Annotated in this window: 8 protein-coding genes; 5 read left to right on the plus strand and 3 right to left on the minus strand. The window is 70.8% G+C overall.

Annotated elements, in window-relative coordinates; translation table 11 throughout:
* Positions 1-326: 326 nt before the first annotated feature.
* Both ACF07B_RS10555 and ACF07B_RS10560 read right to left on the minus strand, forming a co-directional pair.
* Positions 327-1,118 carry a maleylpyruvate isomerase family mycothiol-dependent enzyme gene (locus tag ACF07B_RS10555; protein ID WP_392178600.1) on the minus strand — a complete coding sequence of 264 codons (792 nt, stop codon included), beginning with the start codon at positions 1,116-1,118 and terminating at the stop codon, positions 327-329.
* A gap of 115 nt (positions 1,119-1,233) precedes the next feature.
* Entirely contained in the window at positions 1,234-2,742 is a 1,509-nt protein-coding gene (locus ACF07B_RS10560) for an MFS transporter (protein WP_392178601.1), read from the minus strand.
* Positions 2,743-2,855: 113 nt separating this feature from the next.
* Between ACF07B_RS10560 and ACF07B_RS10565 the strand changes: the two genes are divergently transcribed.
* The 4 genes from ACF07B_RS10565 to ACF07B_RS10580 all read left to right on the plus strand — a co-directional run bounded on the left by ACF07B_RS10565 (position 2,856) and on the right by ACF07B_RS10580 (position 6,306).
* Positions 2,856-3,305, plus strand: a complete 450-nt coding sequence (locus tag ACF07B_RS10565; RefSeq protein ID WP_384235910.1) for a MarR family winged helix-turn-helix transcriptional regulator — start codon at positions 2,856-2,858, stop codon at positions 3,303-3,305.
* An 83-nt stretch (positions 3,306-3,388) separates the two neighbouring features.
* A complete protein-coding gene (locus ACF07B_RS10570) occupies positions 3,389-4,234 on the plus strand; it encodes a DUF3626 domain-containing protein (protein ID WP_392178602.1) in 846 nt (281 codons plus the stop codon).
* Between the two features lie 259 nt (positions 4,235-4,493).
* A complete protein-coding gene (locus tag ACF07B_RS10575) occupies positions 4,494-5,567 on the plus strand; it encodes a glycoside hydrolase family 19 protein (RefSeq protein WP_392178603.1) in 1,074 nt (357 codons plus the stop codon).
* Positions 5,568-5,724: 157 nt separating this feature from the next.
* On the plus strand, positions 5,725-6,306 hold the full coding sequence (locus ACF07B_RS10580; RefSeq protein ID WP_392178604.1) for a DUF2231 domain-containing protein: 582 nt from the start codon (positions 5,725-5,727) through the stop codon (positions 6,304-6,306).
* Positions 6,307-6,355: 49 nt separating this feature from the next.
* On the opposite strand, the gene ACF07B_RS10585 is transcribed toward ACF07B_RS10580, so the two are convergent.
* Positions 6,356-7,171, minus strand: coding sequence for an RNA polymerase sigma factor SigF (locus tag ACF07B_RS10585; RefSeq protein WP_392178605.1), 816 nt, complete (start codon positions 7,169-7,171; stop codon positions 6,356-6,358).
* A 425-nt stretch (positions 7,172-7,596) separates the two neighbouring features.
* Here ACF07B_RS10585 and ACF07B_RS10590 point away from each other — a divergent pair, with 425 nt between their 5' ends.
* Positions 7,597-9,093: a PepSY-associated TM helix domain-containing protein gene (locus ACF07B_RS10590; RefSeq protein ID WP_392178606.1), complete on the plus strand. Its 1,497-nt coding sequence runs from the start codon at positions 7,597-7,599 to the stop codon at positions 9,091-9,093.
* The last annotated feature ends 674 nt before the right edge of the window (positions 9,094-9,767 follow it).

The raw sequence follows: 9,767 nt of genomic DNA on the forward strand, positions 1-9,767 counted from the left end.
GGGGGGGCCGCCGCGGGGGTCTGCGGGCGGCCGCCCGCCGCGGCCCCCCCCCCCGCCGGCGGGGGGGCCCGGGCCGGCGGGCGCGCCCCCCCCCACGACCGCACCCACCCCGGCCATCGTCAGGGCGGCCAGCACCGCCATGGATCGTCTCGTACGCATGGTTCCCCCTTGTGGTTGGGGCTCTCGGTTCCCTGGCATGTACGACATGACGGTCAAGGTTTTGGTTGTACGGACCGCCCCGAAACGGGCGGCTCGCTTCCGCGCCCGGAGCCGTTTTCACCCGCCGCAGGAGCCGGTTCCACCAGCCGAACACCCCAACCGGCCCTTCAGAAGGCCGAGTTGTCGAACCAGAGGGTCAACAGGCCCTCGTCCCCGTCGCATGTGATGACCTGCGCTTCATGGGGGAGGCGGCCGTAGACGAGAAGCAGCAGGTCGGCCGCGGTTCCCCGGACCGTCGCGTCGGCGGATCCGGCCGCCGCCCCGGACACGTCGAGCCCGAAGCCGTCGGACCGCAGGCGCACGAGCCAGTCGCCGTCCCCGTCGGTCGCCCGGAAGCGGATGGTCCTGTCGGGACCGCGCAGGTGGGCGACCGCGGGTGCGAAGGAGGCGGCGAACGGCAGATTGACGAGGAACTCGTCGATGCCGTCGACCGCGTACGGGCGGTCGATCGTGGGCGGCAGGCCGAGCGCCAGTTCGGCGTCGACCCGGTGCATCAGGGTCTCGAAGAGCATCCGGCGCGCCCAGAAGCGGGCGTGCTGGTCCACGCCCCATGCCCACATGGGGAGGTCGGGGCCGGTGGCCGCGAAGGCATCCGCGGCCACCGTCGCGCTCTCGGCGAGCCAGTCGGCGTAGCCGTCCCACCGGTCGGGAAGTCGCAGGTCCACGTCGCGAGTTCGCGGGGGCTCCTGTACGCGGGCGAGCAGGAGAGCCGAGAACCACCGCTGCACACTGCCGGCGTGCCGGACCAGGTCCGCCAGCGTCCAGCCGGGGCAACTCGGCACCTCGGTGGCCGGATCGGCGTTCTTGAGCGCCGCGACGAATCGGGCGGTCTCGGCCGCGATCGCGGCAGGGTGGTCGACCGGAGTCGCCCCCGGTTCACGGCTGTCCGAGGAGATCATCGCTGGGGTGCCTTTCCACGAGGGGAGGTACGGGTCCGCCGGGCGGCTGCCGGCACGGTCGTGACCGTGCCCGAACCGGCCGATGTGCGCTTGGTGTTGAGCGGCGAGGGGCCGATCACGCGGACGTGGCCCCGGCCCCGGCCGGCGCGAGCTCCGCGGTCTCGGGGGTGACGGCCTCACGCACCACGGTTGTGCGCGGCGCGTGTGCCGCCTTGAGGCCGAGGAGCGCGACGACGACGACCAGGACGAACGCGCCTCCGGCGATGGCGAAGCTCAGCGTGAACTGGCTCTCCTGGGGGAGGGCGGGCATACCGGCCGGCAGCGGTACGGACTTCGACGCCAGGAGCGAGGTGATCACCGCGCTCGCGACGGCGCTGCCGACGGAGCGGGAGATGGAGTTGATGCCGTTGGCGATACCGGTCTGATGGGCCGGGACGCCGGCGACGATGAGGGCGGGCATGGAGGCGTAACCGAAGCTGATCGCCAGACCGATGAGCATGCCCGCGCCGATGACCGAGGCACTGGTGTCGTGCGCGGCGGTCAGCCAGGTGAAGCCGAGCACTCCGAAGCAGGCCCCGGCGGCCAGCGTGACGCGTGCGCCGAGCCTGCGCACCAGCACCCCGCCGAACTGGGCGCCCACCAGGGAGACGAGCGTGGTCGGCAGCAGATAGACGACGGACGCGGCGAGCACCGAGGCGCCGAAGCCATAGCCGACCAGCTCATCGGGCATCTGCACGAGGTACGAGACGCCGATGAACTGGGTGAACATCGCGAACCCCAGCAGCAGCCCCGCCAGGTTGGTGAAGAGAACGGGCCGGTGGACGAACATCTTCATGTCCACCATCGGTTCCTTGACCCGGTTCTCGGTGAAGACCCACACACCCGCCATGACGACCGCCGCCGCGAAGGTGCCGAGCGTACGGCCGGACGTCCAGCCCCACTCGTGCCCCTGCGAGATGGGCAGCAGGAGGAGCACCAGCAGCATGCCGAGGGTCAGCGCGCCCAGCCAGTCCGTCCGCCCGCCCGTCTTCGTCCGGGAGGCGGGCACGGCGAACAGCACGCCCACCAGCGCCACGACGGCGAGGACGACCGCCAGCCAGAAGGGCCGGTGGTAGTCGGGGTGGGAACCCTGGGTGAGGAGGCCCGCGCCGACGAGAGCGAGTCCGCTGCCGAACGCGAGGGTGCCGCTGACCAGGGCCATCGCTCCGTGCAGCTTCTCCGGCGCGATCTCCTCACGCAGCACGGAGAGGGCGAGCGGGAAGATCGCGGTGGCCGCCCCCTGCATCACCCGCCCGACGATCAGCCAGGTCAGCGAGGTCGTCGTGGCGGCGAGCACCGAACCGGCGATCATCACGACCAGCACGCCGACGAGCGTGGGCTTCTTGCCGTGCTGGTCACCGAAGCGCCCGAGGAGCGGGGTGAACACGGCGGCGGACAGCAGCGTGGCGGTGGTCACCCAGCTGACACTCGCCGTACTGGCGTGCAGGTCGCTCTGGATCATCCCCAGGATCGGGACGACCAGGGTCTGCATCATCGAGACGACCATGGCGGCGAGCCCGAGCACCAGGACGATCCCGGTGTGCCCGGAGAACCTCGACGGCGCCGCTTGCTGTGTGTGAGACACGGAAAGTCTGCCCTAACTACTTAACAACCTCGATGCTTGAGAACTTCAAGCAATAGCTGACCGTAGCCGTCAATATTTGAGATGGTCAAACTTCCTGGCGTAAGGTGACCCACATGACAGGAACCAGCGGTGTGGACACGGACCAGCTCATGGAGCTCCTGTCGGTGTCGCTCGGGGCCTACTACGGGGACTTCACGGTGGCCGCGGCCAGCGAGAACCTCACCGCCAGCCAGGGCAAGACACTCAACGTGCTGCGCCGGGGTCCTGCCGCGATGCGCGCCCTCGCCACCATCCTGACCTGCGACGCCTCCAACATGACGGGGATCATCGACCGGCTGGAGAAGCGCGGTCTGGTACAACGCGAGCCCAGCCCCACCGACCGGCGCGTCAAGAACGTCGTGCTGACCGCCGAGGGCGAACGCGTCATCGACGTGATCCGCGCGAAGATGGACACCACGCGCGCCGGCCTGAACAGGCTCAGCGAGGACGAGCGGGACACCCTCTACACCCTCCTGGAACGCGCCTTCACCACACAGCCCACCCGGCTCCGCCCGAGCGCCTGAGCGTCAACAGCGGTCGGGTCGGCCCTGCCCCGGCCGGGGAAATCGGCGTGCGGTGACGACCGGGGCCCGTGCAGACTCCCCGCATGGTCGCCGACAACGCCGTTCCCCTTCAGGAGAGGGCGATCCGCCATGTCGCCGCTTCCTCCGGGGGACTTCCCCTCCCGTCCGACCTGCGGGTGACGATGCACTTCCACCCGGATCGGACCGCGGGGAACCGACGCATTCTCGTCCAGATGGCCGACGACGGTATCTACCGGTCGCAGTTCACGACGGGTACGAGCAACGGTGGACTGACCGCCCACCCGGGCGGGGACCGGTGGCGCCGGGAGAGCCGCATCTTCGGCGGCGCCTACGACTACGCCACCCCTGAACAGCGCCCCGTCTACGGCGCGTTGAACTACCGGCGCGACCCCACCGGCGGCGCCCCGCGTTTCGGCTCCGCCCACTTCAGGCTCACCTCGGCGGCCCTCACGCGCGCCACGTTCTGTTACCCCGACAGTTCCGCGGAGCCGTCCGACTTCGGTGTCGCCGACCGGTGTTCACTCGTCGGCCTCGCCGAGGCGGCGGACACGGACGCCCTGGACGGCCACATCGAGGCGCAGATCCACGGGCCCGTGCGATTCGACCGTGACGTGGAAGTCCTGGTGCTGGACCCCAGCTATCGCGGGACCGAGGTGCACGACGCGGCGCGGCGCCTGCCGTGCCCCCTCGAATGGCATCCCGGCTTCCGGCTCGACGTGACCGAGCTGCGACGCCATCCGCACTATCGCGGCCAGGAGTATGTCGACCTGGGGACCGAGATCGCCGTCGACGCCCGGCTCACTCCCCGGATCGTCGGAGACGCCGCCCGCTCGGGCCGGTACGAGCTTCAGGATCTCAAGAAGGTCTGGCACTGTCTGGCGCGGTTCGGGAATCTCGCCACCCGGTGACCGGTCGCACCACCGGCACACCGCCAACCGCCCCGGCCCTCAGGGCAGTTGATGCGACCGCCGGTCGCACGGCACTTTTTCGCCAATCGAGCCGGGCCCATTGGTCCATACCTTGACTGGTACAGACCAAAGCGGTTGAGTGTGGCTCCACACCCCCCACCACGGTCGCCCCGGACCGCGCGGCGTCGGCTCTCGTCGGCGTGCGCCCATGGCTCCGCCCTGTCCGCGTCGCGGCCTCGCCCCACGAAGGACTGATCCCGTGTCACAACGCCGCATGCCCGCCGTCCTGGCCGCGCTCCTGATCGGAACCACCGCACCGCTGCTGCTGCCGGCCACGAGCGCCTCCGCCGCCTCCTGCGCGAGTTACCCGAGTTGGGCCGCCGGCACGTCCTACGCCACCGGCAGCATCGTCCGGTACACCGACGGCAAGACCTACATCGCCGAACACGACAACCCTGGCTACGACCCCACCATCAGCACCTGGTACTGGGACCCCTACGCCTGCGACAGCGGCCCGACGAACCCGTCCGGCGGGTCCTGTTCGAGCTACCCGGACTGGGTCGCCGGCAGGTCCTACGTCACCGGCAACATCGTCCGGTACACCGACGGCAGGGCCTACATAGCGGAGCACGACAACCCGGGGTACGACCCGGTCATCAGCACCTGGTTCTGGGAGCCGTACTCCTGTGACGGCGGCTCGACCAACCCCTCCGACGGATTCGTCGTGAGCGAGGCGCAGTTCAACCAGATGTTCCCGAGCCGGAATTCCTTCTACACCTACAACGGCCTCAAGGCCGCCCTGAGTTCGTTCCCCGGCTTCGCCAACAGCGGCAGCGACACCGTCAGGAAGCAGGAAGCCGCGGCGTTCCTCGCCAACGTGAACCACGAGACCGGCGGTCTGGTCTACGTGGTGGAGCAGAACACCGCCAACTACTCGCACTACTGCGACTGGAGCCAGCCCTACGGGTGCCCGGCCGGTCAGTCGGCGTACTACGGACGCGGGCCGATCCAGCTCAGCTGGAATTTCAACTACAAGGCCGCGGGTGACGCGCTCGGCATCGACCTGCTGGGCAACCCCAACCTCGTCCAGACGGACGCGGCCGTCGCCTGGAAGACCGGCCTCTGGTACTGGAACACGCAGTCGGGCCCCGGCACCATGACGCCCCACAACGCGATGGTCAACAGCGCCGGCTTCGGCCAGACCATCCGCAGCATCAACGGCTCGCTGGAGTGTGACGGCAGGAACCCCGCACAGGTGCAGAGCCGCGTCGACGCCTACCAGCGCTTCACATCGATCCTCGGCGTCACGCCGGGAGCCAACCTCTCCTGCTGACGGACCTCGGCATGAGCGCGTGGAGCCGGAGGTGCGTCGCCGCCGCGGCGCACCACCGGCCTGCCGGCCCTTCCCGACCGCAGCACCACTCGAAAACACCACCAGGCCACACGAGCGGCGGGTGGGAGAGTGCCCTCGCGCCGGGTAGTCGTTCGGTATGAACGCATACGACCCGGATACTTCCCTGGACAGTCGGACGATTTTGGCGTCGGAAGGCGTCTCGGCCCGATGGCTGGCCGGACTGGCCCGCATCGAGCGGTCGGAGGCGGCGGACCCCGTGATCCAGAAGCTTCAGCGCGGAATCCGCTCGCTGCCGCTGGGCGCGGCCCGCGATCTGCTGCACGGCAGGCCACTGGGCCATCCCGTGCACCCGGTCCTGGTGCAGGTCCCGATCGGCTGCTGGCTGTCGGCCGCCGTCATGGACGTCATGCCGGCGGGGCGGCGCGCCGCGACGACGCTGACGGCCGTAGGCCTGGCCGGGATCGCCCCGGCGGCGATCACCGGGTGGGTCGACTGGGCGGACCTGCCGCCCGAGCAGGCGCGCGTCGGACTGACCCACGCCGTCGCGAACGTGGCCACGGTGGCCCTCTTCGCCGCGTCCCTGACGGCACGGCTCCGCCACCACACGGGGAGGGGAAGGTTGTGGTCGCTGGGCGGGCTGGTGGCGGTCGGCATCACCGGCGCGCTGGGCGGGCACGTGGCCTACCGGCAGGCCGTGGGCGCCTGGCCTGCGGACTGAGGGCTGCCGTCTCGGATCACGACCCTCCGCGGTGCCCGTGGGCGGCGGTTCACGGGCGGGGGGAGTCTCCGGCCCCGGACGCGTCCGCGAGCACTTCCTCGCGCAGGGAGGTGCAGCAACTGCTGAGCAGGCGCGAGACGTGCATCTGCGAGACGCCCAGCCGCTCGGCGATACCGCTCTGTGTCATGTCACGGAAGAACCGCAGATAGAGAATCGTCCGCTCACGCTCGGGCAGCCTGGCCAGGGCGGGCTTCAGGGCCTCGCGGTCCACGACGAGGTCGAACCCGGTGTCGGGTTCCCCCAGCGCGTCCGCGAGGGAGTATCCGTCGGCGCCGTCGGTGAGCCGGGCGTCCAGCGACAGGGTCGCGAAGCTGTCCAGGGCCTCCAGGCCGGCGCGTACGTCGTCCTCGCTCAGCTGCGCGTACTCGGCTATCTCGGCGACGCCGGGCTGCCGGTCCGAGTTCGTCGGCGCCAGGTCCTTCACGGCCCCGCGGACCCTGTTGCGCGCCTCCTGGACACGGCGGGGTACGTGCACGGCCCACATGTGATCGCGGAAGTGACGTTTGATCTCACCGACGATGGTCGGGACCGCGTAGCTCTCGAAGGCGTTGCCCCGCCCGGGGTCGTACCGGTCCACGGACTTCACCAGGCCCAGAGCGGCGACCTGGGTCAGGTCCTCGACGGATTCGCCCCTGCCGCGGTACTTGCCGGCGATACGCTCCGCCATCGGCATCCAGGCTTCGACGATCTCCTCGCGCAGGGCCTGCCGCTCGGGTCCGTCGGGGAGCCCCGAGAGGTGCGAGAAGGCCGCGTCGGTTTCGGGGGCGTCGTCGTGCCGACGACGCTGTGTCGCAGTGCGGGTCATGTGCTGACAGCTCCCTCAAGGGCCGCTGACCGGACAGAAACACCGTGGGGACGCACACGAGTTCAAGACACAGCCGTGTACCGGAGCGCGCTCTCTCACGGACGTGCCTTTTATCCGAAGCACTGCCCTTCTCGTCCCCCGCCTCCGGGGCAATAAACCCATATCAGGACAATGTGACGCCGAGGAAACGGCTGATCGTGAAGCGTGACGGCGGGACCGCGCTGACCGCGTCCCGCTCGCGCGGATCTTTCTCGCGCACCTTCTGGACCGTCACGGGAACTGGAGGGCTCACCCGTCCGACTGCTTCACCACACGGCCACGACAGGCCGCTGGAGGGACGCCGCGGCTCGGTCGTCTGCCGGGCGCCCGCCGCCCCGGACCGAGGAGCGGCGTCCCGCGTGGTCGACACAGAACGAGGTGGGATTTTGTCCGTCAACTCCGATGCCCCCGACCTGCCCGCACCGAGCGAGGAGGTCACCGACATACCCGAGAGCGCGGACACCGCGACCATGGCATCCAGGCCGGCGCGACAGCCTTCGGGCTTCGGGCCGTTGATGGCGCGACTGCATTTCTACGCCGGAGTTCTGGTGGCGCCTTTCCTGCTCGTCGCGGCGGTGACCGGTCTGCTCTACACGTTCACCCCGCAACTGGACTCGTTCGTCTACGACAAGGAACTCACCGTCGCGCACTCGGCCGGCACCTCCCGGCCCCTGGCCGAACAGGTGGACGCGGCCCGGGCCCGTCACCCGAAGGGCACGCTCGTCGCCGTCCGCCCGGGAGCCGGGGAGGAGACGACGCAGGTGGACTTCGCGCTGCCCGAACTGGGCGAGCGGGCACACACCGTCTACGTCGACCCGTACACGGGGAAGGTCACCGGACAGCTGACCACCTGGTACGGATCCACACCCCTGAAGACCTGGCTGGACGACCTGCACCGCAACCTGCACCTGGGCACGGCCGGCCGTTACTACTCGGAGATCGCGGCGAGTTGGCTGTGGGTCCTCGTCCTCGGCGGGCTGATCCTCTGGTGGCGCCGACAGCGCCGCAACCGCACCGCTCGACGCCTGCTGCTGCCCGACCTCGCCGCCAAGAAGGGCGTACGCCGCACCCGCAGCCGCCACGCGGCGACGGGTGTGTGGCTCGCCGTCGGTCTGCTGGCCCTCTCCGCGACCGGCCTGACCTGGTCCCGTTTCGCGGGCGCCCACTTCGGTGAGGCCCTGGACGCGCTGCGTTCCGGCACGCCCGGTGTGTCCACCTCGCTGCCCGGCGCGTCCGCCGACGAGCAGGGCGGCCACCACCACGGCGGCGGGACAGGCTCGCACACCACGCGGGCTGTGGACCCGAAGGCCATCGACGGGGTTCTCGCCGCGGCGCGGCGCGACGGTCTGTCGGGTCCCGTGGCCATCGGCGTGCCACAGGACGGCACCACGGCGTGGACCGTGTCGCAGACCCGCAATCTGTGGCCGGTCGGACGCGACAGCGTCGCCGTCGACGCCACCGGCGACAAGGTGGTCGACCGGGTGGACTTCGCCGACTGGCCCGTCCTGGCCAAGCTGACGCGGTGGGGCGTCAACGCCCATATGGGCACTCTGTTCGGCCTCGTCAACCAGATCCTGCTGGCGGTGCTGGCCATCGGTCTGACCTGCATGATCGTCTGGGGCTACCGCATGGGGTGGCAGCGCCGTCCCGTCCGCGACGGCCACCGTGCCCTGTTCGGCACCCCGCCGGCCCGCGGCACCTGGCGCGGAATTCCGTACGGGGCCCTGGCGGCCGGTGTCGTGGCCGTCGTCGCGCTCGGCTGGGCGCTTCCCCTCTTCGGCGTACCCCTCGCCGCCTTCCTGGCCGCCGACCTCCTCGTGGGCGCCGTGCGACGCCGTCGGCCGGTGACGCCTCCCCCAGCCGGATCCGGCTCCGAAGGCTGACCCGTACGGCGGACATCGATCCCCCTCCTCCCTGTTCCCCGCGCCGTTCTCCGCCGGCCCTCGGCCTCGCTCCCGGCCCGGTCGGCGTCGTCGTACGAAGACCGTTCCGGGAGACGGACAGGCCCGGACCAGTCACGGAGTCCGCCTCCGCCCCGCTTCCCGAACGGCGATACTGGACAGGTCCTGGCGACGGTTGCCCTTCCCGGCCGAGGGGAGGGCACGTATCCGGAGTGGGAGATCCATCGTTGCCGTCGGTCCAACGTCTTGGTGTCTGCGAGAAAGCTCGGGAGCGAACTGTGGCAACGGCGGGAGAGCCGTCTGAGGTCGCGGCCGGGGGACGGCTGGCGGCTTTGCGGGAGACCGGGCTGTCGGCTGCGGCGGACGCGGGAATGGACCGGTTCGCCCGGCTCGTGGCCGGTGTGATCGGTGTGCCCATCGCGCTGGTGTCGCTGGTGGAGTCCTCGCGGCAGGTGTTCCCGGGCATGGTGGGGCTCTCCGAGCCCTGGGCGGACACCCGCCAGACACCGCTGTCCCTTTCACTGGCCCGGCACGTGGGGGGCCCCCCCCCGGCCGGGGGGGCCCCCCCCCCCCCCCCCCGGAACAACGTGGAGGGGGGGGGCCGCCGGACCGACCCCGGGGGGGGGGGGGGGGGTGGGGAGTGAGCGGGACCCGGG

Source organism: Streptomyces sp. NPDC015532, from assembly GCF_043078065.1.
Classification (GTDB): Bacteria; Actinomycetota; Actinomycetes; order Streptomycetales; family Streptomycetaceae; genus Streptomyces.

Coding starts and splice junctions, on each gene's coding strand:
- ACF07B_RS10555 (WP_392178600.1), bottom strand. CDS start 1,118: ATGATCTCCTCGGACAGCCGTGAACCGGGGGCGACTCCGGTCGACCAC.
- ACF07B_RS10585 (WP_392178605.1), bottom strand. CDS start 7,171: ATGACCCGCACTGCGACACAGCGTCGTCGGCACGACGACGCCCCCGAA.
- ACF07B_RS10580 (WP_392178604.1), top strand. CDS start 5,725: ATGAACGCATACGACCCGGATACTTCCCTGGACAGTCGGACGATTTTG.
- ACF07B_RS10565 (WP_384235910.1), top strand. CDS start 2,856: ATGACAGGAACCAGCGGTGTGGACACGGACCAGCTCATGGAGCTCCTG.
- ACF07B_RS10570 (WP_392178602.1), top strand. CDS start 3,389: ATGGTCGCCGACAACGCCGTTCCCCTTCAGGAGAGGGCGATCCGCCAT.